This is a genomic window from Micromonospora sp. CNZ280 (assembly GCF_011759515.1).
Window position 1 is genome coordinate 573,737 of the sequence record NZ_JAAOYP010000001.1, and the last position, 25,238, is coordinate 598,974.

The 25,238-nt window shown below is 74.4% G+C and carries 25 protein-coding genes and 3 pseudogenes; 8 read left to right on the forward strand and 20 right to left on the reverse strand.

Translation table 11 applies throughout. From position 1 onward, the window contains the following. Nucleotides 1-73 precede the first annotated feature (73 nt). Nucleotides 74-1,489 carry an ABC transporter ATP-binding protein gene (locus tag FHX32_RS02675; protein WP_167179161.1) on the forward strand — a complete coding sequence of 472 codons (1,416 nt, stop codon included), beginning with the start codon at nt 74-76 and terminating at the stop codon, nt 1,487-1,489. After that, nucleotides 1,486-2,286 carry a CbiQ family ECF transporter T component gene (locus FHX32_RS02680; RefSeq protein ID WP_167179163.1) on the forward strand — a complete coding sequence of 267 codons (801 nt, stop codon included), beginning with the start codon at nt 1,486-1,488 and terminating at the stop codon, nt 2,284-2,286. Before FHX32_RS02675 ends, FHX32_RS02680 begins: the two co-directional genes overlap by 4 nt. Nucleotides 2,287-2,441: 155 nt before the next feature. Here the strand turns inward: FHX32_RS02680 and FHX32_RS02685 are convergent, their stop codons facing one another. Next, complete coding sequence (locus FHX32_RS02685) at nt 2,442-2,684, reverse strand: hypothetical protein (RefSeq protein ID WP_167179165.1); 243 nt, start codon at nt 2,682-2,684, stop codon at nt 2,442-2,444. Between the two features lie 404 nt (nt 2,685-3,088). Here FHX32_RS02685 and gndA point away from each other — a divergent pair, with 404 nt between their 5' ends. After that, nucleotides 3,089-4,534: an NADP-dependent phosphogluconate dehydrogenase gene (gene gndA / locus FHX32_RS02690; protein WP_167179167.1), complete on the forward strand. Its 1,446-nt coding sequence runs from the start codon at nt 3,089-3,091 to the stop codon at nt 4,532-4,534. Nucleotides 4,535-4,585: 51 nt separating this feature from the next. On the opposite strand, the gene FHX32_RS02695 is transcribed toward gndA, so the two are convergent. From FHX32_RS02695 to recO, 5 genes are all read right to left on the reverse strand, one after another. Continuing rightward, the gene (locus tag FHX32_RS02695; RefSeq protein WP_167179169.1) at nt 4,586-5,347 is read right to left on the reverse strand and encodes a pirin family protein; all 762 of its coding nucleotides are present in this window, start codon (nt 5,345-5,347) and stop codon (nt 4,586-4,588) included. Further along, on the reverse strand, nt 5,344-5,544 hold the full coding sequence (locus tag FHX32_RS02700; protein ID WP_486480882.1) for a thioredoxin reductase: 201 nt from the start codon (nt 5,542-5,544) through the stop codon (nt 5,344-5,346). Before FHX32_RS02700 ends, FHX32_RS02695 begins: the two co-directional genes overlap by 4 nt. Before the next feature lie 284 nt (nt 5,545-5,828). Further along, nucleotides 5,829-6,014, reverse strand: a complete 186-nt coding sequence (locus FHX32_RS02705) for a hypothetical protein (protein WP_167179173.1) — start codon at nt 6,012-6,014, stop codon at nt 5,829-5,831. 69 nt (nt 6,015-6,083) lie between these two features. Further along, complete coding sequence (locus tag FHX32_RS02710; protein ID WP_167182116.1) at nt 6,084-6,884, reverse strand: isoprenyl transferase; 801 nt, start codon at nt 6,882-6,884, stop codon at nt 6,084-6,086. An 8-nt stretch (nt 6,885-6,892) separates the two neighbouring features. After that, on the reverse strand, nt 6,893-7,702 hold the full coding sequence (gene recO, locus FHX32_RS02715; RefSeq protein ID WP_167179175.1) for a DNA repair protein RecO: 810 nt from the start codon (nt 7,700-7,702) through the stop codon (nt 6,893-6,895). 101 nt (nt 7,703-7,803) lie between these two features. Between recO and FHX32_RS02720 the strand changes: the two genes are divergently transcribed. Beyond that, on the forward strand, nt 7,804-8,580 hold the full coding sequence (locus FHX32_RS02720; RefSeq protein WP_167179177.1) for a DUF4097 family beta strand repeat-containing protein: 777 nt from the start codon (nt 7,804-7,806) through the stop codon (nt 8,578-8,580). On the opposite strand, the gene FHX32_RS02725 is transcribed toward FHX32_RS02720, so the two are convergent. From FHX32_RS02725 to FHX32_RS02760, 10 genes and pseudogenes are all read right to left on the reverse strand, one after another. Beyond that, nucleotides 8,561-9,766: an acyltransferase family protein gene (locus tag FHX32_RS02725; protein WP_167179179.1), complete on the reverse strand. Its 1,206-nt coding sequence runs from the start codon at nt 9,764-9,766 to the stop codon at nt 8,561-8,563. The two genes, FHX32_RS02720 and FHX32_RS02725, sit on opposite strands and share 20 nt — an antisense overlap. A gap of 206 nt (nt 9,767-9,972) precedes the next feature. Further along, nucleotides 9,973-10,869 carry a GTPase Era gene (era, locus tag FHX32_RS02730; protein ID WP_167179181.1) on the reverse strand — a complete coding sequence of 299 codons (897 nt, stop codon included), beginning with the start codon at nt 10,867-10,869 and terminating at the stop codon, nt 9,973-9,975. Between the two features lie 67 nt (nt 10,870-10,936). Further along, nucleotides 10,937-11,323 carry a cytidine deaminase gene (locus tag FHX32_RS02735; protein WP_167179183.1) on the reverse strand — a complete coding sequence of 129 codons (387 nt, stop codon included), beginning with the start codon at nt 11,321-11,323 and terminating at the stop codon, nt 10,937-10,939. Next, on the reverse strand, nt 11,316-12,725 hold the full coding sequence (locus tag FHX32_RS02740; RefSeq protein ID WP_167182119.1) for a hemolysin family protein: 1,410 nt from the start codon (nt 12,723-12,725) through the stop codon (nt 11,316-11,318). Before FHX32_RS02740 ends, FHX32_RS02735 begins: the two co-directional genes overlap by 8 nt. Further along, the gene (gene ybeY / locus FHX32_RS02745; protein WP_167179185.1) at nt 12,701-13,174 is read right to left on the reverse strand and encodes an rRNA maturation RNase YbeY; all 474 of its coding nucleotides are present in this window, start codon (nt 13,172-13,174) and stop codon (nt 12,701-12,703) included. Before ybeY ends, FHX32_RS02740 begins: the two co-directional genes overlap by 25 nt. A 14-nt stretch (nt 13,175-13,188) precedes the next feature. Next, a pseudogene (locus FHX32_RS34820) lies at nt 13,189-13,554 on the reverse strand (PhoH family protein); the annotation flags it as partial. Between the two features lie 261 nt (nt 13,555-13,815). Further along, nucleotides 13,816-14,364, reverse strand: a pseudogene (locus FHX32_RS34825) (LAGLIDADG family homing endonuclease); the annotation flags it as partial. Nucleotides 14,365-14,571: 207 nt separating this feature from the next. Beyond that, nucleotides 14,572-15,318: pseudogene (locus FHX32_RS34830) on the reverse strand (PhoH family protein); the annotation flags it as partial. 131 nt (nt 15,319-15,449) lie between these two features. After that, the gene (locus FHX32_RS02755; RefSeq protein ID WP_167179189.1) at nt 15,450-16,826 is read right to left on the reverse strand and encodes a serine hydrolase domain-containing protein; all 1,377 of its coding nucleotides are present in this window, start codon (nt 16,824-16,826) and stop codon (nt 15,450-15,452) included. 45 nt (nt 16,827-16,871) lie between these two features. Further along, nucleotides 16,872-17,222, reverse strand: a complete 351-nt coding sequence (locus FHX32_RS02760; protein WP_088992426.1) for a histidine triad nucleotide-binding protein — start codon at nt 17,220-17,222, stop codon at nt 16,872-16,874. A gap of 68 nt (nt 17,223-17,290) precedes the next feature. Here FHX32_RS02760 and FHX32_RS02765 point away from each other — a divergent pair, with 68 nt between their 5' ends. Then, nucleotides 17,291-18,052 carry an SDR family oxidoreductase gene (locus FHX32_RS02765; RefSeq protein WP_167179191.1) on the forward strand — a complete coding sequence of 254 codons (762 nt, stop codon included), beginning with the start codon at nt 17,291-17,293 and terminating at the stop codon, nt 18,050-18,052. Between the two features lie 71 nt (nt 18,053-18,123). Here FHX32_RS02765 and FHX32_RS02770 read toward each other — a convergent pair whose 3' ends face one another. From FHX32_RS02770 to hrcA, 3 genes are all read right to left on the reverse strand, one after another. Next, entirely contained in the window at nt 18,124-18,858 is a 735-nt protein-coding gene (locus tag FHX32_RS02770; RefSeq protein ID WP_167179193.1) for a 16S rRNA (uracil(1498)-N(3))-methyltransferase, read from the reverse strand. 85 nt (nt 18,859-18,943) lie between these two features. Continuing rightward, the gene (dnaJ, locus tag FHX32_RS02775; protein ID WP_172899279.1) at nt 18,944-20,086 is read right to left on the reverse strand and encodes a molecular chaperone DnaJ; all 1,143 of its coding nucleotides are present in this window, start codon (nt 20,084-20,086) and stop codon (nt 18,944-18,946) included. A 73-nt stretch (nt 20,087-20,159) separates the two neighbouring features. Continuing rightward, entirely contained in the window at nt 20,160-21,182 is a 1,023-nt protein-coding gene (gene hrcA / locus FHX32_RS02780; protein ID WP_167179195.1) for a heat-inducible transcriptional repressor HrcA, read from the reverse strand. 215 nt (nt 21,183-21,397) lie between these two features. On the opposite strand from hrcA, the gene FHX32_RS02785 reads away from it, so the two are divergent. Then, the gene (locus FHX32_RS02785) at nt 21,398-22,057 is read left to right on the forward strand and encodes a DUF4870 domain-containing protein (RefSeq protein WP_167179196.1); all 660 of its coding nucleotides are present in this window, start codon (nt 21,398-21,400) and stop codon (nt 22,055-22,057) included. A 42-nt stretch (nt 22,058-22,099) separates the two neighbouring features. Here the strand turns inward: FHX32_RS02785 and hemW are convergent, their stop codons facing one another. Beyond that, on the reverse strand, nt 22,100-23,323 hold the full coding sequence (hemW, locus tag FHX32_RS02790; protein WP_167179198.1) for a radical SAM family heme chaperone HemW: 1,224 nt from the start codon (nt 23,321-23,323) through the stop codon (nt 22,100-22,102). Between the two features lie 18 nt (nt 23,324-23,341). Between hemW and FHX32_RS02795 the strand changes: the two genes are divergently transcribed. Beyond that, nucleotides 23,342-24,148 (forward strand): enoyl-CoA hydratase family protein, encoded by an 807-nt coding sequence (locus FHX32_RS02795; protein ID WP_167179200.1) that lies wholly within the window; start codon nt 23,342-23,344, stop codon nt 24,146-24,148. A gap of 220 nt (nt 24,149-24,368) precedes the next feature. Next, entirely contained in the window at nt 24,369-25,232 is an 864-nt protein-coding gene (locus FHX32_RS02800) for a hypothetical protein (RefSeq protein ID WP_167179202.1), read from the forward strand. The last annotated feature ends 6 nt before the right edge of the window (nt 25,233-25,238 follow it).

The window sequence follows — 25,238 nt, forward strand, 5'->3', positions numbered from 1 at the left end:
GGTTGTTGCCCTCCGCACCGGCGTGTCGCGGCAACAACCTCATGATCGACCCTGCCTCGGCGGGGGTGGGAGGGTGAGTTCCGTGCTGGTGCGGGGGTTCGGGTGGCGGCACGCGGGGCGGCGGGCGTGGGCGGTGCGGGGAGTCGACCTGCGGGTGGAGAGCGGGGAGCGGGTGCTGCTGCTCGGCCCCTCGGGCGCCGGCAAGAGCACGCTGCTCGCCGCGCTGGCCGGCCTGCTGCCGGAGGACTCCGGTGAGCAGGAGGGCACCGTCGAGATCGACGGGCTCGACCCGCGCAAGGGCCGGGAACGGGTCGGCATCGTCTTCCAGGACCCGGAGAGCCAACTGGTGATGGCCCGCAGCGGCGACGACGTCGCGTTCGGGCTGGAGAACCGGGGGGTGCCCGCCGGGGACATCTGGGCCCGGGTGGACGAGGCGCTGCGCCGGGTCGGCTTCCCGTACCACCGGGACCGGCCCACCGCCGCGCTCTCCGGCGGCGAGCAGCAGCGGCTCGCCCTGGCCGGGGTGCTCGCCCTGCGCCCCGGCCTGCTGCTGCTCGACGAACCCACCGCCAATCTCGACCCGGCCGGCGCCGCGCTGGTCCGGGAGGCGGTCGCCGGGGCGCTGGACGCCGACACCACGCTGATCCTGGTGGAACACCGGGTCGCCGACGCGCTGCCGCTGGTCGACCGGGTGGTGGTGCTGGAGGCGGGCGGCGGCGTGCGCGCCGACGGCACCCCGGAGGCGGTGTTCGGCGCGCACGGCGACGCGCTCGCCGCCGAGGGGGTCTGGGTGCCGGGCCGTCCGGTGCCGCCGCGCCGGGCCGTCGCCCCGGCCGGCGACCGGCTGCTCGCCGCCGACCGGCTCGGCCTGCCGCCCCGGCTGGCCCCCACCGACCTGGCGGTACGCGCCGGCGAGGCGCTCGCCGTGCTGGGCCCGAACGGGGCCGGCAAGTCGACCCTGGCCCTGCTGCTCGGCGGGCTGCTCCGGCCCGGTACCGGCACGGTGACCGCGAGCCCGGCGCTGGCCGGCGCGGACGCCCGCACTCCCCCGCACCGGTGGCGCGCCCCGGGCCTGGCCCGCCGGATCGGCTCGGTCTTCCAGGATCCCGAGCACCAGTTCGTCACCGGCACCGTCTTCGACGAGCTGGCGCTGGGGCCGCGCCGCACCGGATCGTCCGAGCCGGCGGTACGCGCCACCGTGGACGCGCTGCTCGCCCGGCTCCGGCTGGAGCGGCTGGCCGCCGCCAACCCGTACACCCTCTCCGGCGGCGAGGCGCGGCGGCTGAGCGTGGCGACCGCGCTGGCCACCGCGCCCCGGCTGCTGATCTGCGACGAACCCACCTTCGGCCAGGACCGGCGGACCTGGCTGGAGCTGGTGGACCTCTTCGCCGAGCTGCGCGACGCCGGGCACGGCGTGGTCACCGTGACCCACGACCCGGAGTTCGTCGCCGCGCTGGCCGACCGGACCATCACCCTGAGCCGGCCGTGATCACGCTCGAACCGGTCGCCGCGCCGGACGCCCCGCTGGCCCGGCGCAACCCGGTGGCCAAGCTGGCCGCGGCCCTGGTCTTCTCGTTCATCATGATCGCCACCCTGGACCCGGTGGCACCGGCGATCGCGGTCGCCGCCGAACTGGCCGTGCTGCCGCTGTTCGGGGTCCGGTTCCGGGTGCTCGCCCGGCGCGCCTGGCCGCTGCTGCTGGGCGCGGTCGGCATCCTGGTCACCCTGGTGCTCTTCGCCGCCGAGCGGTCCGGCCGGGTGCTGGTGGAGGCCGGTCCGGTGATGGTCACCTCCGGCGTGCTGCTCACCGCGTCGGGCCTGGTGCTGCGGATGTTCGCGGTGGCACTGCCGGGCGTGATCGTCTTCGCCACCACCGACCCGACCGACCTGGCCGACGCGCTGATCCAGAACGCGAAGGCGCCGGCCCGGTTCGCCATCGGGGCGCTGGCCGCGTTCCGGCTGGTGCCGCTGCTCGGTCAGGAGTGGCAGATGATCACGCTGGCCCGCCGGGCGCGCGGGGTGGACGCCGGGCGGAACCCGCTGGCGAAGCTGCGGCTCTTCGTCTCGACCGCGTTCGCGCTGCTGGTCGGGGCGATCCGGCGGGGCACCCGGCTGGCGGTGGCGATGGACGCCCGGGGCTTCGACGCGGGCACCCCGCGCACGGTCGCCCGCCGGCAGCGGTTCGCCGCCGCCGACGCCCTGCTGGTCGCCGGGGCGGCGGCGCTGGCCGGCGCGGCCCTGACGGTCAGCGTGCTGCTCGGCACCTTCCGCCCGCTGATCGGCTGAGCGCCGCCGGCCGGCGAGGGCCCACCGGCGGAGGTGCGGAGGGCCATCGGCCAGGAGGCCGCCGGGCAGCGCAACCACCGAGCGGAGAGCCGCTGGATGGCTACCGGGCGGAGGGCCGCCGCTGGTGAACGGCGGCACCTCCACCCCGGGGCCGGTCAGCTGCGCCGGAAGGCGTACCGGCGGGCCTGCCCGGCCCGCTGGGTACGGCCGGCGGCCTTGCCGCCGCCGGAGGCCGGCGGACCGGCCTTCGGGGCGGTGGGCCGGCCGGCCGGGAACACCGGACCGGCCGGCGACACCGGCGCGACCGCCACCTGGTCGAGGTTGACCGGCGTCAGGTCGGCGACCGACGGCGTGGGCAGGTTGCTGCGGGACTTCTTCGGATTGCGCTTGGCGGGCATCCGGTGCCTCCTTGTCTACGGACCGTTCCGGCCGGCGCTGGGCGCGGGCGACCGGACGGTCCGGCTCGTCAGGTGACCGTCGGGCGACGGCCGTACGGATTCGGGACTGCTCGCCGGAACCGACCACGGAGGACACCACCGCCGCTGCGGCAGGTGGGGAATGCGGACGCCCGGGAGCACGCGGACCCACGGCAAGGGCGGCGGGCCGGCTCGGAGGTGGGGCGTCACTTGCGCATGGCCACACGGTACCGCCCCACCCGGACCCGCGCAGCCGAATTACCGACGAGGGCCGGACCGACGCGCCGCGACGCCGCGGTCACCTGCTGTCGATGTCCGGCGTGCCGGTGGTCCCGGCCGCGATACGGTCGCAGCGGCAGGTGTCGACGGCGGAAGGTGGCGGACGGATGGCCGAACAGGCGACGGCACAGATCGGGGTGACCGGGCTGGCGGTGATGGGCCGGAACCTGGCCCGCAACCTGGCCCGCAACGGCTTCACCGTGGCGCTGCACAACCGCTCGCCGGAGCGCACCCGCAGCCTGGTCGCGGAACACGGCGACGAGGGCACGTTCGTGCCGGCCGAGTCGATGGCCGACTTCGTCGCCGCGCTGGAGCGCCCCCGGGCGGTGATCGTCATGGTCAAGGCCGGCGGCCCCACCGACGCCGTGATCGACGAGTTGGTACCGCTGCTGGACGCCGGCGACATCGTGGTGGACTGCGGCAACGCGCACTTCGCCGACACCCGGCGCCGGGAGGAGGCGTTGCGCGGCCACGGGCTGCACTTCGTCGGCACCGGTGTCTCCGGCGGCGAGGAGGGCGCGCTGCGCGGACCGAGCATCATGCCCGGCGGCTCCGCCGAGTCCTACCGCAAGCTCGGGCCGATCTTCGAGAAGATCGCGGCCCAGGTGGACGGGGTGCCGTGCTGCCGGCACATCGGCCCGGACGGCGCCGGGCACTTCGTGAAGATGGTGCACAACGGCATCGAGTACGCCGACATGCAGCTCATCGCCGAGGCGTACGACCTGCTGCGGGCCGGGCTGGGCGCGGAGCCGGCGGAGCTCGCGGAGATCTTCCGCGAGTGGAACGCCGGCGAGCTGGAGTCCTTCCTCATCGAGATCACCGCCGACGTGCTGGGGCACCGAGACGCGGCCACCGGGCGGGCGTTCGTCGACGTCGTGCTGGACCGGGCCGAGCAGAAGGGCACCGGCCGGTGGACCGTGCAGAGCGCCCTCGACCTGGGCATCCCGATCACCGGCATCGCCGAGGCGACCTTCGCCCGCTCGCTGTCCGGACACGCCGACCAGCGGGCGGCGGCCCGCCGGGCGTTCCCGGACGCCGGCGAGAAGAAGTGGCAGGTCGCCGGCCGGGACGCGTTCGTCGAGGACGTCCGGCGGGCGCTGCTGGCCAGCAAGATCGTCGCGTACGCCCAGGGCTTCGACCAGATCCGCGCCGGCAGCCGGGAGTACGACTGGGGCATCGACCTGGGCGGCACCGCGACCATCTGGCGGGGCGGCTGCATCATCCGGGCCCGCTTCCTGGACCGCATCCGGCAGGCGTACGACGAGCAGCCCGATCTGCCCACGCTGCTGGTCGCGCCCTGGTTCGCGGACACCGTCAACGCCGGCGTGCCGAGCTGGCGGCGGGTGGTGGCCGAGGCGGCCCGGGCCGGGGTGCCGGCGCCGGCGTTCGCCTCCTCGCTGGCGTACTTCGACGCGCTGCGCGCCGAGCGGCTACCCGCCGCCCTCATCCAGGGCCTGCGCGACAACTTCGGCGCGCACACCTACCACCGCGTCGACCGCGACGGCACCTTCCACACCCGCTGGGCCGGCGACCGCTCCGAACTGGAGGCCTGACCGCCCCACCCCGCGCCGCGTGGGCGGCGGCCTCGTGGTCGGGGTCGCGGGTCAGGCGATGGTGGCGTGCATCTCCCAGACCAGGATCTCGGCGGGGTCGGTGGCGGTGACCCGCTGGCCGCCGGTGCCGGTGAGCCGGGCGGCGTCGCCGGTGTCGAGCGGGCCGCTGCCCTCCAGGGTCACCGCGCCGGCCGGCACGTAGAGGTGCACGAAGGGCGCGTCCGGCAGGATCACCTCGTCGCCCGGCTGGAGCCGGGCGGCGTGCAGGGTGGCGTACCGGTTGCGGATCCGGATCGCCGACGCCCCGTCGTACCGGTCCATGCCGGAGGCCACCGGCACCAGGCCGCCGCGCAGCAACTGGTCGTCGATCTCCAGCTGCTCGTAGCCGGGGTCGACGCCCTCGGTGTCGGGCAGCACCCACATCTGTACGAAGTGGACCGGATCGGTGTGCGGGTCGCGGCCGTCGAGCCGCCAGGAGTCGTTCTTCTCCGAGTGCAGGATCCCGGTGCCGGCGCTCATCCGCTGGGCCAGCCCGGGATAGATCACCCCGGAGTGCCCGGTGGAGTCCTGATGCACCAGTGACCCGCGGAGCACCCAGGTGACGATCTCCATGTCCTGGTGCGGGTGGGTCTCGAAGCCGGTGCCCGGCCGGACCACGTCGTCGTTGTTGACCAGCAGCAGGCCGTGGTGGGTGTTGGCCGGGTCGTAGTGCCGGGAGAACGAGAAGGAGTGCTTCGAGTCGAGCCAGGAGATTTGGGTGGCGAAGCGGCCGTCGGCCCGCCGTACGTCCACCCCCGGAACGGGCAGCGTCACCAGGCACGCTGCCCGGTGTCGCTGGGCGCGGGGGCCCAGGTCAGGGCCGGTTCCCCGGTGGCCAGCTCGGCGATCTCGCCCGAGCGCAGCCGGGGCGTGTGGCCGAACTCGGCGCAGTGCTGCTCGGCGATCTCGGCGCAGATCTCGGCCACCTGTTCGCAGATCGGGTCGCCGAGGTCGGCGGCGTTCAGCGCCATGATCATTTTGTAGCGGAGATCCCGCATCCCCACCCCCGAGGCTCGACGCGGTCCGGGGCGTACCCCCGACTCCGATCCTAGGCACTGCCACCCCCACCCACCCCGGAAACCACCAACCCCGGCCCGGGGTCGACCGGGCGGTTCCGGTGGGCGGTCCACCCGGACGGGTGACTGTCGCCGAACACCAGGAACCCCCGGTCGGCCACCGGGCCGGGGCGGGGGCGGCGCCGCGGGGAGGCGGCGCCGAGCGGGGCCGACGCCATCGGACGCGGCCCCGGAACGGTTCAGAAGAAGCGCCGACGCTTGGGCTCTTGCGGGCGGATCAGGTCGGCGCCCTTGGTGAGCAGGCGGGTGACCCCGGACGGGCCGCGCCGGGCCTCCAGCGTGTGGCTCAGCCGGCGCACGCCGGCCGCCGCCAGCGGCACCGCGATCGCCATCACCGCCCACTGGGCAATGCGCTTCTGGATCATGTGGGTTCACCTCCGTCAGTGACTGCTGACCGGATTGATACCCAGCGTGACGGACGGGTAAGCGTGCCCTCAGGTGGTCGGGGCGACCGGGTTGGGCAGCGCGCCGCCGAAGCGCCGGTCCCGCTGCGCGTACAGCTCGCAGGCGTACCACAGGTGCCGGCGGTCGAAGTCCGGCCAGAGCGTGTCGAGGAAGACCAGCTCGGCGTACGCGGTCTGCCAGAGCAGGTAGTTGGAGATCCGCTGCTCGCCGGAGGGGCGGAGGAAGAGGTCCACCTCGGGGACCTCCGGGTGGTAGAGGTACTTCGCCACCGTCTTCTCGGTGACCTTCGCCGGATCGAGCCGGCCCGCGGCGGCGTCCCGGGCGATCGCGGCGGCCGCGTCGGCGATCTCGGCCTGCCCGCCGTAGTTGACGCAGAACTGCAGGGTCAGCGTGGAGTTGCCGCGGGACATCTCCTCGGCGGTCTGCAACTCGGAGATCACGCTCTTCCACAGCCGGCCGGCCCGGCCGGACCAGACCACCCGGACGCCCAGGTCGACCAGCTGGTCGCGGCGGCGGCGGATGACGTCCCGGTTGAAGCCCATCAGGAAGCGGACCTCCTCCGGCGAGCGCCGCCAGTTCTCGGTGGAGAAGGCGTACGCCGACAGGTAGGGGATGCCCAGCTCGATGGCGCCCTCGATGGTGTCGAAGAGGGAGTACTCGCCGGCCTCGTGACCCTTGGTGCGGGGCAGCCCGCGCTCCTTGGCCCACCGGCCGTTGCCGTCCATCACCACGGCGACGTGCCGGGGCACCGCCTCCGGGGGCAGCGCCGGCGGCCGGGCGCCGGACGGGTGCGTTGTCGGCGGCACCGGCTCGCGCCGGCCGGCCCTCATGGATCGGATCACTCGCTCTTCTCCCTGCTCGCGCCTTCCGCGCCGGGCGCCGGGGCACCTCGGTCGACCAGCGGCAGCGAGCGTAGCGCGCGTTCCAGGTGCCACTGCAGGTGCGCCGCGACCAGGCCGCTGCACTCCCGGCGTACGCCCGCCTCGGTGGCGTCGGCGACCCGCCAGTCGCCGCTGGTCAACGCGGACATCAGGTCGATGGTGGCCGGGGCGGGGTGGGCCGCGCCCGGCGGGCGGCAGTCCGGGCAGACCGCTCCCCCGGCCGGTACGGAGAAGGCCCGGTGCCGCCCCGGGGTGCCGCAGACCGCGCAGGCGGTCAGCGCCGGCGCCCAGCCGGCCAGCGCCATCCCGCGCAGCAGGTAGGCGTCGAGCACCAGGGTGGTGGCGTGGCTGCCGCCGGCCAGCGCGCGCAGCGCACCGAGGGTGAGCTGGAACAGCCGCAGCGAGGGCTCCCGCTCCACCGGGGTGAGCCGCTCGGCCGTCTCGGCGATCGCGCTGGCCGCGGTGTAGCGCGGGTAGTCACCCAGGAACCGCTTGCCGTAGAGGTCGATCCCCTCGACCTGGCTCACCGTGTGCAGCGAGCTGCCCTGGTTGCCCTTCGGGTCGCCAGCGAGCTGGAGGTCGACGTGCCCGAACGGTTCCAGCCGGGCGCCGAACTTGCTGGTGGTGCGCCGGATGCCGCGGGCGACCGCGCGCAACCGACCGTGTCGGCGGGTGAGCAGGGTGATGATCCGGTCGGACTCGCCGAGCTTCTGTACGCGCAGGACCACCGCGTCGTCGCGGTAGAGCTGTCGGCGGTACCCGGCCATCGGGTCATTCTCCCTCGGGGTGCGAAATCAGGGTCGGTTCGGGGTGCGCGGCCGGCTGTCCCCGATGTGTGGCGCCCGGGATCCGCCGTAGCGTGCTCGCCATGGCACTGCACCGAACCACCGCCGCCGTCGCCGCGGCCGCCACCCTCATCGTCCTCGCCGGGTGCGACAACCTCTCCTTCCGGCGCCTCGACTACGACAACACCGAGGCGGCGCCGATCACCACTATCCGGGTGCTGCCCGGCTCCGGCGACGTGGTGGTCCGGGCCAGCGGCCCGGCCGGCGAGGTACGGATCAAGCGGGTGGTGCGCTACCAGGGCGGCCAGCCCGACGCCCGGTACGAGATCGAGGGCGCCGAGCTGGTGCTGGACGCCGACTGCGGCAACCGGTGCAGCGTCTCCTACGAGATCACCGCCCCGGAGGGGGTCTCGGTCCAGGGCGAGACCGGCTCCGGCGACGTCGACCTGAGCCGGGTCGGCCCGGTGGAGTTCCGGCTCGGCTCGGGCAACATCCGGGTCAGCGGCGCCAGCGGGCCGGTACGCGCCGAGACCGGCTCCGGCAACATCGACGTCGACGACGTGGCCGCCCCGGTCACCCTGCGCGCCTCCTCGGGCGACATCACCGCCCGCCGGCTCGGCGGCGAGGTGGACGCCGAGGCCAGCTCCGGCAACGTCACCCTGGAGCTGAGCACCGCCGCCTCGGCCCGCGCGCACGCCTCCAGCGGCGACGTCACGCTGCTCGTGCCCCCTGGCCCCTACCGGGTCCGTTCCGGGGCCGGCTCGGGCGACGTGCACGTCGCCGTGCCCGACGACCCGACCGCGCGGCTGGTGATCGACGTGGGCACCGGCAGCGGCAACATCACGGTCGCCCAGCGCTGAGTTCCACGGTCTCCGGCTCTCCGGCATCGCGTGGCGCCGGCACCACGGCCCGACCGCTGGCCGGCACGCCCGGCGCGGGCAGGTGCGCGGCCCCGGCGGGCGGCGGGCTGGACGGCACCGGCTCGCCGGCCGCCGGCCCGCCGCCCCGACCGGAGCGGGCCGGGGCCGGCCGGGCCGCGATGGGCCGCCGGCCTCCGGGGACCAGTTCCGGCGGGCGGTTGGCCGCCACGTCCTCGACCCAGCCGAGCAGCGCGGTCACCACCGCGACCAGGGCGAAGACCAGGGCAACCCGGATGGCCAGGCCGACCGGGTCCCGGTGCGACCAGCCGACCACGTCGACCAGCGGGGTGAGCGCGACCACGAACGGCATGTGCCAGAGGTACACGGTCAGCGCCCGCCGGTTGAACACGGTCACCAGCCGGTCGAACCGGGGGAACCGGCCCAGCCAGGCCGCGCCGGACGGCGCCCGGCCCAGCAGGACGAGCACGAAGGCGGCCGACCAGAGGGCGTTGCCGAGGTGGTTGTCGTTGAGGTCGAAGCCGCGCGGACCCGGGTGGGTGACGATCCACGCGCCGCCGGCCGCGGCGAGGACCAGGGCGACCGGCAACAGCACCCGGTTGGCCAGCCGGCGCAGCATCCCGGCCTGGTGGGCGAAGCCGAGCAGCCAGGCGCCGAAGTAGAGGCCGAACTCGCGCAGCACCACCGGCGCCGCCGGGTAGAGCCCGAACTCCACCGCGGCGAGCAGGGCGTACGGGGCGAGCAGGGTGGGTACCGGGGCGCGCCGGAACAGCCAGAGCGCGATCGGCGAGGCGAGCACGAACCAGAGGTAGTCGCGCAGGTACCAGATCACGCTCAGCGCCAGGGCGCCCCAGTCGTTGGCCGGCGGGTCGGCGATCGGGAAGAGCCAGAGCAGCACCTTCGGGCTCAGCGGCATCCCGGTGAGCAGCATCGCCGGTACGAAGACCGCGGCGACCACCCAGAGCGACGGCAGCAGGCGACGCAGCCGCCGGACGACGGCGGTCGGACCCCAGCGGTGCAGCGAGGCTGCCATCAGCGAGCCGGCGAGCGCGAACATCACCGACATCGCCGGGAAGACCAGGGTCAGGGTGGCCCACCCGGTGACGTGGTAGACGACGACTCGAACGATGGCCAGGAAGCGGAGCAGGTCCAGGTATCGGTTTCGCATCAGCCTGCAGGGGTCCGGGGACACGGGGATCTACCTCCCCTACCCTGTGCCGCCGGCCCGCCAAACGACAGCGGCCCCGATCGAACGTGAACATCCCCATATGCCCGACCGATACCGATCATTCCGACCGGTCCCGTGAGCGAGGGTGCCAGCACGTCCGCCGCGGCGGCGGTCCGTTCAGGCCGCCGCCGTCCGCCTCCGGGGCGTCAGAAGCCGAGCTTGCGCAGCTGCTTCGGGTCCCGCTGCCAGTCCTTGGCCACCCGTACGTGCAGGTCGAGGTAGACCCGGGTGCCGAGCAGCTCCTCGATCTGCCGGCGGGCGGTAATGCCGACCTCCTTGAGCCGGCTGGCCCGGTGGCCGATCACGATCGCCTTCTGGCTGGGCCGCTCCACGTAGACGTCGGCGTAGATCCTGGTCAGCTGCCCCTCGGGGATCATCTCCTCGACCACCACCGCGATGGAGTGCGGCAGCTCGTCGCGGACGCCCTCCAGGGCGGCCTCCCGGATCAGCTCGGCGACCAGCACCTGCTCCGGGTCGTCGGTGAGCATGTCGTCCGGGTAGAGCTGGGGCGACTCGGGCAGATAGCGGGTCATCACGTCGACCAGCGTGTCCACCTGGTGCCCGGAGACCGCGCTGACCGGCACCACCTCGGCGAACTCGCCCAGCTCGCTGACCGCGAGCAGTTGCTCGGCGAGCCGCTTGCGGTCCACCAGGTCGGTCTTGGTCACCACGGCCAGCACGGTCGCCTTCAGCCCGGCCAGCTCGCCGGTGATGAACCGGTCGCCCCGGCCGATCGGCTCGTCGGCCGGGATGCACAGCCCGATCACGTCGACCTCGCTCCAGGTCTGCCGGACCAGGTCGTTGAGGCGCTCGCCGAGCAGCGTACGAGGGCGGTGCAGGCCGGGGGTGTCGACCAGGACGAGCTGCGAGTCGGGCCGGTGCAGCACGGCCCGGATGACGTGCCGGGTGGTCTGCGGCTTGTTCGAGGTGATCGCGATCTTCTGCCCGACGATCGCGTTGGTCAGCGTCGACTTGCCGGCGTTCGGCCGGCCGACGAAGCAGGCGAACCCGGCCCGGTACGGCCGCTGTGCCAGGTCGCTCACGCCGCCGCCCCACTCGGTGCGGCAGCGGCGCGCGGAGCCCCGCCGTGGGGCCGGACGGTCCGCCGGGTCACGCGGTCACCGTGCCGAGGACGCTGCCGTCCGGGGCGGCCACGTGGACCGGCGCGTCGGCGGAGAGGTCACGCACCGCCGCGTGCCCGGCGCCGTCGAGCGTCGACGCCTCGGTGACCACCACGGCCGCCTCCAGCCGGGTGGCACCGGCCGCGGCCGCCGAGGCGACCGCCAGCTGGAGCGCGGTGATCGTCAGCGAGGGCAGCGAGACGCTGGCCGCCGCGTACGTCCGGCCGTCCTGGTCGCGGACCGCCGCGCCCTCCACGGCGCCCACCCGGCCCCGCGCGCCCCGGGCCAGCACGACCAGCTTGGCGTCCTCGGAGCTCAGCTCGACCGGCTCGGACGGGGTGGGCCGGGCGGCCGGCGCGGCGGATGGCTCAAGCATCGGCAGGTTGCCTCTCCTCGGATCGGTTGTGGTTGCCCCGGGACTCGGGGTGCTCGCCCCGGCCGTCCGGTTCGTCGGTCGGCTCCACCCGGCACACCAGCACCGTGTCGATCCGGTTGCGCCGGCCGGTGGTGCCCTCGGCGACCAGCCGGAGACCGGCCACCTCGGCCTGCGCGCCGGGGATCGGGACCCGGCCCAGCGACTGGGCGAGCAACCCGCCGACCGTCTCCACCTCGTCGGCGGGCAGTTCGGTGTCGAACAGCTCGCCCAGGTCCTCCACCGGGAGCCGGGCGGTGACCCGCACCGCCCCGTCCTCCAGGCGTTCGACCGGCGGGCGTTCGACATCGTACTCGTCGGTGATCTCGCCGACGATCTCCTCCAGGATGTCCTCGATGGTGACCAACCCGCCGGTGCCGCCGTACTCGTCGACGACGATCACCAGGTGGTTGCGGGCGGCCTGCATCTCGGATAGCAGGTCGTCGACCGGCTTGGACTCGGGCACGAAGGTGGCCGGGCGCATCAGCTCGGCCACCGGCAGCCGCCGGTCCTCCGGCGCCCCGCCCTGGGTGCGCCGGATCAGGTCCTTGAGGTAGATCACGCCGAGCACGTCGTCGACGCTCTCGCCGATGACCGGGATCCGGGAGAACCCGGAGCGCAGGAAGAGCGCCAGCGCCTGGGAGAGGGTCTTGGTCCCCTCGATCCAGACCATCTCCGTACGCGGCACCATCACCTCGCGGGCGATGGTGTCGCCGAGCGCGAAGACGGAGTGGATCATCTGGCGTTCGCCGTGCTCCACCACGCCGCGCTGCTCGGCCAGGTCGACCAGCTCACGCAGCTCCACCTGGGTGGCGAACGGCCCCTCCCGGAAGCCGCGCCCCGGGGTCACCGCGTTGCCGATCAGGATCAGCAGCGAGGCGAGCGGATTGAGCGCCCGGCCGAGCCAGCGCACCAGCGGTGCGACCGCCCGGCCGACCGCGTACGCGTGCTGCCGGCCGAGGGTGCGCGGGCCGACGCCGACCACCACGAAACTGACCACGGTCATCGCCCCGGCGGTGATCAGCGCGGCCCGCCAGCCCGCGCCGAAGGTGTCCACCGCGACCAGGGCCACCAGGGTGGTGGCGGTCAGCTCGGCGAGCAGCCGCAGCAGCAGGAGCAGGTTGAGGTGGCGGACCACGTCGCCGGCGACGACCTGGAGGGTGCGCGCGCCGCGCGCGCCGTCCCGGGCCAGCTCGGCGGCCCGGGCCGGGGAGACCGCGGCCAGCGCGGCCTCGGTCATCGCGATCAGGCCGGCGAGCACCACCAGCCCGGCCGCGAAGACGATCAGTTGCGCGTCGGGCAGGCCGGCGGTCGCGCCGGCCGCCAGTAGCGGTGTGGACATCACCGGGACCGGGTCGACCGCCAGCTCGCCAGCAGGCGGGCCTGGAGCTCGAACATCTCCCGCTCCTCCTCCGGCTCGGCGTGGTCGTAGCCGAGCAGGTGCAGCACGCCGTGCACGGTGAGCAGGTGCAGCTCGTCGGCGGTGGAGTGCCCGGCGGTGGCCGCCTGCTTGGCCGCCACCTCGGGGCAGAGCACGATGTCACCGAGCAGGGCCGGCTCACCGCCCGCGGCGGTGGCCTCCCCCGGCCCGTGGTCGACGCTGCCCTCGTCCATGGGGAAGGCGAGCACGTCGGTCGGCCCGTCGCCACCCATCCAGCGGTGGTTGAGCTCGGTCATGTAGTCGACGTCGACCAGCAGCACGGAGAGCTCGGCGAGGGGGTTGACTCCCATCTCGTCGAGGGCGTGCCGGGCGACGGCGAGCACGGCGTCGGTGTCGACGTCGACACCGGACTCGTTGGCGATCTCGATGGACAACTGTCTTCCTCTGTCTAGCGGCGCCGGCCGGCCCGGCCGCCCTGGGCGGTCCGCCCCGGCACGGCGCGCACACTCTGCGCCTGCTGGTTCTCCCGCTCGGCGTCCCAGCGGGCGTACGCGTCGACGATCTCCCCGACCAGCCGGTGCCGGACCACGTCCGAACTGGAGAGCTGGGCGAAGTGCACGTCCTCCACGTTGGCGAGGATCTCGCGGACCACCCGCAGGCCGCTGGTGGTGCCGCCGGGGAGGTCCACCTGGGTCACGTCGCCGGTGACGACGATCTTGGAGTTGAAGCCCAGCCGGGTGAGGAACATCTTCATCTGCTCGGGCGTGGTGTTCTGCGCCTCGTCGAGGATGATGAACGCGTCGTTGAGGGTGTTGTGCGTGACCAGAAATTCGTCGGTGACGTACAGCGAGTCCGCCGCCGCCACCTGGATGCACATCGTCTCCTGCACCCCGGCCGGGAGAATTGAGTCGATGAAACGCGTCGGCCGGCCGCCCCCGTGCTCGTCGTACACGCGGCGCTTGCGCGCCAGGCGGAACGGCGCGACGCCGGCCGGCAGCCTGATCTCCACCACGTAAGCGTCGGAGCGGTACGGAACCGGACGTCCGTTCGCCAGGCCTGGCTTGCGTCCGGCTGCCTCGCGTACCCGCCAGGTCGCGGTGCCCCCGAGCGACTGGACCAGGTACACCACGTCGTCCCGGAGCCGGGCGGAGGTCGTCGTGTACTGCACCCGACAGGTGCGCCCGGCCTGGACGACGGGGCCACCATCCGTGTCGAGCAAGCCCTGCAGCACGGCCAGGCGGACGTCGAGGCTGTTGGACTTGTACGCCTCGGGCACGAACTTGGTGGCCGACGTCGTGCCGGCCAGGCTCAGCTCCCGCAACGCGGCCGTCACCGGGTTGGCCACGATGACGCCACCCCGATGCCCGTTCACGTGGCGTAGGACGTAGTCGTAGTCGCCCTTTCGGACCAGCTCGATCTCCGGGAGCGCCTCCGCCATCGCCACGACGAGTTCCGGATCCGCGGTGGAGAACGTCGGCGTCGTGCGGCACGAGATGGAGCCGTCCCCGAGCAACAGGCCGAGCGCGTACGGGTCGAGCGGAACGTCCCTCGGTTCCAGGTGCACGGGGGCCACGACCGGCAGTTCGTAACGGCGGGTGTGCCCTCGCCATTCCGTGCCGATCATGTCGCGCGTCTCGAGAGTCCGCCGACGCCCGCGGCGCTTGTCGTCCGGGGTGGCGACGGTCCAGAGATGCTCGCCGCAGCAGAGGGTGGAGGCGCCATCCTGCGTGGTGACCCGGTAGACCTGCTTCGGCCCTTGCGGGTAGATGCCGATCACCGGCGTGGGCTTCCCGTCCGAACCGATCACCAGGTCACCCACCCGAAGCGACCCGAACGGCTTGAACCCCTCCGGGGTCAGCACCCGCGCATCGTACGGCTGCGCACGCCCCCGCATGTACGCCAGCGGCGCGACCTCGATCGTGCCCGCCGCCATCAGCTTCGGGATCGAGTCCGGGTCGAGCATGTCGTGCAGCGCGTCGTAGAGCGGGCGCAGGTAGGGGTCGATCTTCTCGTTCAGCGTGCCGGGCAGGAAGCCGAGCCGCTCCCCCGCCTCGACCGCCGGCCGGGTGAGGATGATCCGGTTGACCTGCTTGGCCTGCAGTGCCTGGACGGCCTTCGCCATGGCCAGGTAGGTCTTGCCGGTACCGGCCGGGCCGATGCCGAAGACGATGGTGTGCGCGTCGATCGCGTCGACGTAGCGCTTCTGCCCCAGCGTCTTGGGACGGATGGTGCGGCCACGCCGGGAGAGGATGTTGAGCGTCAGGACCTCGGCGGGCCGCTCGGCGCTGCCCTGCTCGAGCATGCCGACGGTACGCCGGACGGCGTCTGTGGTCAGGGTCTCGCCTTTCTCGATGAGTTCGAGCAGCTCGCTGAAGAGCCGCTCGGCGAGGGCATTGTCCGCGGGGGCACCACTGATCGTGATCTCGTTGCCCCGGACGTGCACGTCGCTGTTCACCGAGCGCTCGACCAGTCGCAGGATCTCGTCACCCGCGCCGAGCAGGTTGACCATGATCTTGGAATCGGGGACCGTGATCCTGGTCTGCACCCGAGGCGGGCCGGGAGGTGGGGTGCCGGTCATAGGTCGGGCCGAGGGGCCCTGCGCCACCTGCTCTCGAATCAGCGCCGGCCCTGCTGGCGCGGCGTGCGGACGTTACACCCATCGTATCGGTTCAACACGGGTGGCACCTCGCCCATTTCCGCCGCCCCGGGTCAGCTTCCGGCGCGGAAGTCGTACCGATCGAAGGTCTCCTGGGTGCGGGTGAACCGGTACGTCGCCCAGTGCATCCGGACCACCGTGCCACGCTCGTCCCGGGTCAGCCGGAGCAGCTCACCAGCCTCCCGGCCGGACACCGTGCGGTAGACGTCCGGCTGGTCCGGCAGCGGCTCGAAGACCGCCGGCGGCTTCCCCGCCGGGTCGTCGGCGCCCCGCGCCCGCAGCGCCCCGTCGTGCCAGGAGAAGACGTACTCGAAGCCCTCGCCCCACCAGCGGCCGAGCAGCCCGCGTACCGCCTCGGGGGCCGGCGGGCCCGGCCGCCACGGCTCGATCTCGGCGGGGTCGTGCTCCACCGCAGCGTTGAGCAGCCGGTGGGTCAGCTCGAACAGCTCCGCCGCGGTGCCGGACGAGCCGAGCACCGCCGCGCCCATCGCACCGGCGGTGCCCTCACCGCCCCGCCGGCCGTAGACGGCGGCCAGGAAGCCGGGCATCGCGCCGTCGTGCCCGACGTGCATGATCCGCCGGCCCTGCGGGACCAGGATCAGCCCGAGCCCGAAGCCGCCGGACCAGAGCGTCTCGTCGGTCATCGTCACCGGCCAGCACATCTCGTCCAGGGTCGACGGGGCGAGCACCCGGCCGGCCGCGTCGAGCGCCGCGGGGTCGGCCAGGAAGGCGGCCCACCGCGCCATGTCGCCGGCGGTGCTCCAGAGCTGGGCGGCCGGGCCGACCGCGCCGAAGTCGGTCGGCGGCTCCGGGTGCGCCTCGTCGGAGTACGCGTCGACCAGGAAGCCCGTCGCGGCCCGCCGGCCCGGCGTCACCGTGGTGCGGGTCAGTCCCAGCGGGGTCAACACCCGCTCGGCCAGCACCTCGGCCCAGGTGCCGCCGCGCAGCTCGCCGACCATCCGGCCGAGCAGCGCCATGCCGAGGTTGGAGTAGTGGTAGCGGCGGCCCGGCGGCAGCACCCGCTCGGCGCGGGCCAGGTCGGCGAGGAGCGCGTCGGCGTCCGGGGCGCGCAGCGTGTCCCAGACGTCGCCGTACGGCTCCCGCTGCAGACCGGCGGTGTGCGACAGCAGCCGGCGCACGGTCAGCTCGCCGTGCGCCGGCAGGTCGAGGTGCCGGCCGATCGGGTCGTCGAGGTCGAGCAGGCCGTCGTCGCGGCACTGCAGGGTCAGCACGGCGGTGAAGGTCTTGGTGACCGAGCCGATCCGGAACCGGGTCTCCGGGTCGAGCGCGGTGTCGTTGCCGGTCCAGCCGACCGCGCACTGCCACAGCGGCCGGTCGGCCCGGTGCAGCGCCGCCGACACCGCCGGCACCCGCGCCTGCGCCTGCACCCGCCGCACCATCCGCCCGAGGCGGTCACCCACATCCGTCACCCGGGCAGTGTAAGGAGGAGCGGCGGGTCGGGGGGCGGCGACGGGTCAGCGGCAGAGCATCGGGCCGAGCGGCGCGCCGCCGAGCAGGTGCGCGTGCGCGTGGAAGACCTCCTGGCCGCCGTACGTTCCGGTGTTGAACATCAGCCGGAAGCCGTCGCCGAGCAGCCCCTCGTCCTCAGCCACCGCGGCGGCCGTGGCGAGCACCGCACCGGCCAGCGCGGGGTCGCCCTGGCCGAGGGTGGCCACGTCGGCGTAGTGCTCCTTGGGGATCACCAGCACGTGCACCGGCGCCTTCGGGTCGATGTCGCGGAAGGCGAGGGTGGTGTCCGTTTCCCGGACGATGGTGGCCGGGATCTCCCCGGCGACGATGCGGCAGAACAGGCAGTCGGCTCCCATCCGGGCATGTTATGCGCTGCGCCGGGGGGCGGTGGGCAGGGCCGGACCGCTCCGGCATGATGGCCGGCGTGACTTCACGGGCGGTACTGGTGACGGGGGGCTCGCGCGGCATCGGGCGGGCGGTGGTCAGGGCCTTCGCGGCCGGCGGCGACCGGGTGGCGATCCACCACCGGGACTCGGCGGAGCTGGCCGAGGAGTTGCGGGCGCAACTACCGGGCGACGGGCACGTCGTGGTCCGCGCCGACCTCGCCGACCCGGACGCGGTCCGGGCGATGGTGGACGAGGCCGCCGAGCGGCTCGGCGGGCTGGACGTGCTGGTGAACAACGCGGGCGTGTATGGGCCCGCCGACCCGCCGCACCCGGTCTTCGAGAGCAGCTACGAGCAGTGGCGGCAGCGCTGGCGCGAGGTGCTGGACACCAACCTGTTCGGCGCGGCCAACGCCACCTGGTGCGCCGCCCAGCACATGCGCGGGCGCGGCGGGCGGATCGTCAACGTCTCCTCGCGCGGCGCCTTCCGCGGCGAGCCGGGCAACCCGGCGTACGGGGCGAGCAAGGCGGGGTTGAACGCGATGGGCCAGTCGCTGGCGGTGGCGCTGGCCCCGTACGGGATCGCGGTGGCCACCGTCGCGCCCGGTTTCGTGGCCACCGACATGACCAACGAGCACCTGAAGGCGGAGCGCGGCGCGGCGGTACGGGCGCAGAGCCCGTTCAACCGGGTCGCCCGCCCGGAGGAGATCGCCGCCGCGGTGCACTGGCTCGCCTCCGCCGAGGCCGAGTGGGCCTCCGGCACCATCGTCGACCTCAACGGCGCCTCCTACCTACGCAGCTGACCGGCCGACACCCTCCCGCCCGCTGCTCGGCTTCACCGGGCGCAACGGCCGGCGGGCCCCGGACGGGACGGCTACCAGCGGTGTAGGCGGGTGGCGAGGACGGCGAGGGCGGCGACGCCGGCGGTCGAGGTGCGCAGCACGGACGGGCCGAGCCGCACCGGGCGGGCGCCGGCCGCGGTGAACGCGTCCAGCTCGGCCGGGGCGATGCCGCCCTCGGGGCCGACCACCAGCACGATCTCGCCGGAGTCGGGCAGCTCGGCGGTGGTCAGCCGGTGGTCGGCCTCCTCGTGCAGCACGAACGCGGCGGCCGCCCCGGCGATCCGGCGGGCCACCGTGCCGGTGGACTCGTCGGGCGCTCCGGCGACCACCGGCAGCCAGGCCCGGCGGGCCTGCTTGGCGGCCTCCCGGGCGGTCGCCGCCCACTTCTCCCGGGCCCGTACGCCCCGGTCGCCGCGCCACTGGGTGACCGAGCGGGCCGCCGCCCAGGGCACGATCTCGTCCACCCCGACCTCGGTCATCGCCTGCACGGCCAGCTCACCCCGGTCGCCCTTGGCGATGCCCTGCACCACCACCAGCCGCGGCACGGACGCGTCGACGTACCCCCGGGAGCGCACGTCCAGCTCCAGGCTGCCCCGGCCGACGGCGGTGACCACGGCGGTGGCCGTGCCCCCGTGCCCGTCGGCGAGCAGCAGCTCCTCGCCGACCCGCAGGCGCTGCACCGTGGCGGCGTGGTGGCCCTCCGGGCCGTCGAGGGTCAGCGAGTCGGCGGTCGGCAGTGACTCGACCAGGAACAGCGGCGCGGACACCGGATCAGGCTATCGGCCGCGCCGGTAGCCGGGGCGGTGAGGCGGGCCGCGCCGTACCCGGGGTGCGGCGCGGCGTGCCGATGCGTCAGGCGTGACCGTTGAAGGCGTCGCGCATCCGGGAGAAGAAGCCGCCCTGCTTGGTCAGCTCGGCGACCTCCTCGCCCCGGGTCTTGGCGAACTCGCGCAGCATCCGCTCCTGCTCGGCGTCGAGCTTGGTGGGGGTGCGCACGTCGAGGTGGACGTAGAGGTCGCCGCGGCCGGTGCCGCGCAGGTGCGGCACGCCCCGGGCGCGCAGCCGCAGCGTGCTGCCCGGCTGGGTGCCCGGCTTGACGTCGACGGTTTCCTCGCTGTCCAGCGTCTTGATGGTCAGCCGGGTGCCGAGCGCGGCGGCGGTCATCGGCACGGTGACCCGGCAGTGCAGGTCGTCGCCCTTGCGGGAGTAGACGTCGTGCGGCCGCTCGTGGATCTCCACGTAGAGGTCGCCGGCGGTGCCGCCGCCGGGACCGACCTCGCCCTGCTGGGCCAGCCGGATCCGCATGCCGTCCTCGACGCCGGCCGGGATCTTCACGGTCAGTGACCGGCGGGTGCGCACCCGGCCGTCACCGGCACAGGTCGGGCAGGGGTGCGGGATGGTGGTGCCGTAGCCCTGGCAGACGGTGCACGGGCGGGCCGAGACCACCTGGCCGAGGAAGGTGCGCTGCACCGACTGCACCTCGCCCCGGCCGCCGCACGCCTCACAGGTGGCCAGGTGGGTGCCGGCGGCCGTGCCGGCACCGGAGCAGGTGGTGCAGAGCACGGCGGTGTCGACGGTGATCGGGGCCTCCACGCCGAACGCCGTCTCGTGCAGGTCCAGTTCCAGCCGCAGGATCGCGTCCGCGCCGGGCCGGGTACGCGGCCGCGGCCCGCGGGAGCCGCCCGCGCCACCGAAGAACGCGTCCATGATGTCCTGGAAGCCGACGAACGGCCCGGCGCCGCCGGGGCCCCCGGGGCCGCCCGCGCCCCCGCCGCCCGGGGCGAGCGGGTCGCCGCCCAGGTCGACGATCTGCCGTTTCCGGTCGTCCGAGAGGACCTCGTACGCGGCGTTGATGTCCTTGAACTTCTCCTGGGCCTCCGGATCCGGATTGACATCCGGGTGGTACTGCCGCGCCAGCTTGCGGTAGGCGCGCTTGATCTCGTCGTCGGAGGCGTCCCGGCTCACGCCGAGAATGCCGTAGTAGTCCCTGGCCACTGCGTTCCGTGTCCTCATGTTCGTCTCGCGTTGCGCCGGCCGCCGGCCGGAACCGGCCGTCGGTACTGCCTGGTCAGTTCTGGGCCAGCAGGTCGCCCACGTAGCGTGCCACGGCCCTCACCGTGGCGATGGTGCCGGGGTAGTCCATCCGGGTCGGCCCCAGCACGCCGAGACCACCGACGATGGTCGAACCGGGGCCGTAGCCGGTGCTGACCACCGAGGCGGCGCGCAGGTTGTCGATCTCGTTCTCGTCGCCGATCCGGACCCGTAGCGTGCTCGGCTCGACCTCGCCGATCAGCTTGAGCAGCACGACCTCCTCCTCGAGCGCCTCGAGGATGGGCCGCAGCGAGCCCTGGAAGTCGAGCAGCCCGCCGCGGGTCAGGTTGGCCGTGCCGGCCAGCGCGATCCGCTCCTCGTGCCGCTCGACCAGCGTCTCGAGCAGCACGGTGGAGAGGGTGGCCATCGCCGGCCGCAGGTCGGGGCTGGCCTCGTCGACCAGCGCCTGCACCAGCGGCGGGGTCTCCGACAGCCGGGTGCCGACCAGCTTCTCGTTGACCAGCCGGCGCAGGTCGAGGACGTCGTCGGCCGGGATCGGGCCGGGCATCTCGACCAGCCGCTGCTCGACCCGGCCGGTGTCGGCGATCATCACGAGCATCAGCCGGGTGGTGGAGATCGGCACCAACTCCAGGTGACGCACCGAGGAGCGGGCCAGGCTCGGGTACTGCACGACGGCGACCTGCCGGGTCAGCTGCGCCAGCAGCCGCACCGTACGGTGCACCACGTCGTCGAGGTCGACCGCGCCGACCAGGAAACGCTCGATCGCCCGGCGCTCGGCCGGGCTGAGCGGCTTGACCCGGGACAGCCGGTCCACGAAGAGCCGGTAGCCGCGGTCGGTGGGCACCCGACCGGCGCTGGTGTGCGGCTGCCGGATGTAGCCCTCCTCCTCCAGCACGGCCATGTCGTTGCGCACCGTGGCCGGGGAGACCCCGAGCTGGTGCCGCTCGACCAGCGCCTTGCTGCCGACCGGCTCCTGCGTGGCGACGTAGTCCTCGACGATCGCGCGCAGCACCGCGAGCTTGCGGTCGTCGAGACCCATCTCCCCACCTCCTGTCGCACGTCGGCCGGCGGCGCGCTGCCGGCCGCGCGGCGCATCCTGGCACTCGACTGTAGCGAGTGCCAGTCTACGTCGGCGGGCCCGCCGACGCGATGATCAAGACGGACCACCGGTGCGCCCGCGCCGGCCGATCATCCGGACAAGCCGGTCGATGTCGCTCTGGTGCGTCCTTGCCGGCTGCCCCTACCGTGACGTGCATGACTGAACCGCCTCGCCCCCCGGGAGCCGACGGCCCCGGCGCTCCGCCGCCGGACCCGACCGCTCCGTCGGCCGTTCCCGGCCCGCCGGCCGGTGACGAACCCACCGCACCACTGTCCGGGGCCCCTGCCCCGGGCGGCTATCCCCCGCCCGGTGGCTATCCGCCACCCACCGGTGACCAACCGCCGTCGGGTGGCTACCCTCCGCCGGCCGGCGCTCCCCCGTCCGGCGGCTACCCGCCGCCCGGTGGCTACCCCCCGGGAGCCGGCTACCCGGCCGGTGGCGGCTACGGCCCGCCCGCCGGCTACGCCAACAACGAGGACAAGACCTGGGCCCTGATCGCCCACTTCGGCGGCGCGGCCGGCGTGATCGTCGGCGGCGGCCTGCTCGGCTGGCTGGCGCCGCTCATCGCGATGATGGTCCGCGGGCAGCAGTCGCCGACCGTCCGGGCGCACGCCGTCGCGGCGCTGAACTTCCAGCTCACCTGGACGATCGTCAGCGTGCTGAGCTGGGTGGTCACGCTGATCACCTGCGGGATCCTGTTCTTCGTCCCGATGCTCGTCTGGCTGGTGCCGCTGATCTTCGGGATCATCGGTGGGTTCAAGGCCAACGAGGGCGTGCTCTACCGCTACCCGATGACCTACAGCTTCACCAGGTGACCCGGGCCGGCCGCTCCCCCGGCCGGCTCCGGGCAGCCCGGGTCAGGGCAGCAGGTCGCGCACCACGGCGTCGGCGAGCAACCGCCCGCGCAGGGTGAGCACGGCCCGACCGGCCGCGTACTCGGGCGCGGTGAGCAGCCCGTCGGCCAGCGCCCGCTCGGCGCCGGCCCGGCCGGCCGCGTCCAGGCCGACCAGCGGCAGCCCGTCGGCGAGCCGCAGCCGGAGCATGACGTCCTCGGTGTGCGCCTCGTCGGAGGTGAGCACCTCCCGGGCCAGGCCGGGCGACCGGCCGGCGGCGAGCCGCTGGGCGTACGCGGTGGGGTGCTTGACATTCCACCAGCGCACCCCGCCGACGTGGCTGTGCGCCCCCGGGCCGAGGCCCCACCAGTCGGCGCCGGTCCAGTAGAGCAGGTTGTGCCGGCACCGGCCGGCCGGCGTGCGGGCCCAGTTGGAGACCTCGTACCAGGAGAAGCCGGCGGCGGAGAGCGCCGCCTCCGCGGCCAGGTAGCGGTCCGCCGCGACGTCGTCGCTGGGGTACGGCAGCTCGCCCCGGCGCATCCGGGCGGCCAGCCGGGTGCCGTCCTCCACGATCAGGGCGTACGCGCTGACGTGGTCGACCCCGGCCGCCACCACCTGCGCCAGCGAGGCGGCGAAGTCCTCAGCGCTCTCCCCCGGCGTGCCGTAGATGAGGTCCAGGTTGACGTGGTCGAACCCGGCGTCGCGCGCCTCGGCCGCGGCGGCGGTGGCCCGGCCGGCGCTGTGCGTACGGTCCAGGATCGCCAGCACCCCCGGCGACGCGGACTGCATGCCCAGCGAGATCCGGGTGTAGCCGGCCGCACGCAGCGTCTTGAGTGACTCCGGGGTGACCGACTCGGGGTTGGCCTCGGTGGTCACCTCGGCGTCGGCGGCCAGCCCCCAGGTGCGGTCGATGCCGTCCAGGATCCGGGCCAGGTCGTCGGCGGGGAGCAGGGTCGGGGTGCCGCCGCCGACGAAGACGGTGTCCACCCGCGGCGGCGGGGCGTCGCCGAGCACCCGGGCGGCCAGCGCCAGCTCGGCCAGCACGGTGTCGGCGTAGCTCTCCCGGCTCGCGCCGCCGCCCAGCTCCGCCGCCGTGTACGTGTTGAAGTCGCAGTAGCCGCAGCGGCTGGCGCAGAACGGCACGTGCACGTACACGCCGAAGCCGCGCGTGCCGACCGCGCGGGTGGCGGTGGCGGGCAGCGAACCGTCGGCCGGGACGGGTTCGCCTTCTGGAAGGACGCCGGGCATGGCCACTAGTGTGCCCGCATGACCTCTCCCGACGCGCTGGTGCGGGTCGCCACGGCCCGTGGGGTGACCACCCTCACCCTGGACAGCCCGCACAACCGCAATGCGCTCTCCACTCCGCTGATGACCGAGCTGCTCGCCGGCCTGGCCGCCGCGGTCGCCGACGACGCGGTCCGGGTGATCGTGCTCGACCACACCGGCCCGGTCTTCTGCTCCGGCGCCGACCTGAAGGAGACCGCGGCCGCGTACGCCAGCGGAACGGTGCCGGCGGGCATGCTCGGCGACGTGCTGGCCGCCGTCTGGGAGTGCCCGAAGCCGGTGCTGGCCCGGGTCGCCGGGCCGGCCCGGGCCGGCGGCCTCGGCCTGATCGCGGCGGCCGACCTGGCCGTCTGCGCCGAGGAGGCCACCTTCGCCTTCACCGAGGTGCGGATCGGGGTGATCCCGGCGGTGATCTCGGCAACCGTGCTGCCCCGGCTGCACCCGCGCGCGGCGGCGGAGCTGTACCTGACCGGGGACACCTTCGACGGCCGCCGGGCCGCCGAGATCGGCCTGGTCACCGCCGCGGTGCCGGCCGACGGGCTGGACGCGGCGGTGGCCCGGTACTGCGACTCGCTGGTCCGTGGCGCGCCGGCCGCGCTCGCCGGGGCGAAGCGGCTGCTGCGCCGGCCGCCCACCACCGACCTGCGCGCCGAGATCGCCGACCTGGCCGGCCTCTCCACCGGCTTCTTCCTCTCCGAGGACGGCCGCGAGGGCGTCCTGGCGTTCCGGGAGAAGCGCCCGCCGCGCTGGGTGGCCGAGCTGGACGAGGCGGCGGAGGTCTCCGGCTGAGCGACGCTCGGGCGGTCCGCCCACCGCCGCCGGGCCGCGGTCCGCCGACCGCCTCCGGGACGGTCGGGCGGGCCGGTTGACCAGGTGAGGCACCGGCCGGAACGGGAACCTTCCGGTCACCCGTCGGCCGGGGGCGCATCCGGCGGGGCGGGCCCGATCCGGTCGGACGACCCGGAGGGGCCGTCCGGGGACGTACGCTTGTCGGGCTGTCGAACAGGGGGTGTGGGTGCGAACTCGGGCAGTCGTGGCGGGCGGGGTCGTCCTCGTGCTCGTCGCCGTTATCGGGGTCCTGTACGTCGTGCGGCAGTTCGGCGAAGGGCTGCGGCTGCCGCTGGCCAGCCGCACCTGCACGGTGCGGGCCGACGGCGAGGTGGCGCTGGACGGCGACCAGATGGCCAACGCGGCGACCATCGCGGCGATCGGGATCCAGCGGGAGATGCCGGAGCGGGCGGTGGTGGTGGCGCTGGCCACCGCGTACCAGGAGTCCGGCCTGCGCAACCTCGACGGCGGCGACCGCGACTCGATCGGGCTGTTCCAGCAGCGGCCGAGCCAGGGCTGGGGCACGCCGACGCAGATCAGCGACCCCCGGTACGCGGCGAACCGGTTCTACGCGGCGCTGAAGAAGGTGCGCGGCTGGGAGCGGATGCGGGTCACCGACGCGGCGCAGAAGGTGCAGCGGTCGGCCTTCCCGGAGGCGTACCAGAAGTGGGCGGACGAGTCCCAGGTGCTCACCCGGGCGCTGCTCGGGCACGCCACCGGCGCGGTCGCCTGCACGGTGAGCCGGAATCCGGCGATGCGCGGCACGGCCGCGACGGAGGCGCTGACCCGCGGCCTGACCCTCGACTGGGGGCTGGCCGCGTCGGCCGCCGCCACCGACCTGACCGGCCTCAGCGTGCCCGCGACGGATCAGCGCGGCGGCTGGCGGTACGCGCACTGGCTGGTTTCCCACGCCGGCGACCACGGGGTGAAGCGGGTGCGCTTCGGCGACCTGGAGTGGACCGCCCGGGGCGGCACCTGGAACCGGGTGACCGACGGCTCGCCCCAGGTGTCCCGGGTGGTCGCCGAGGTCTTCGCCGAGGGGTGAAAGCCC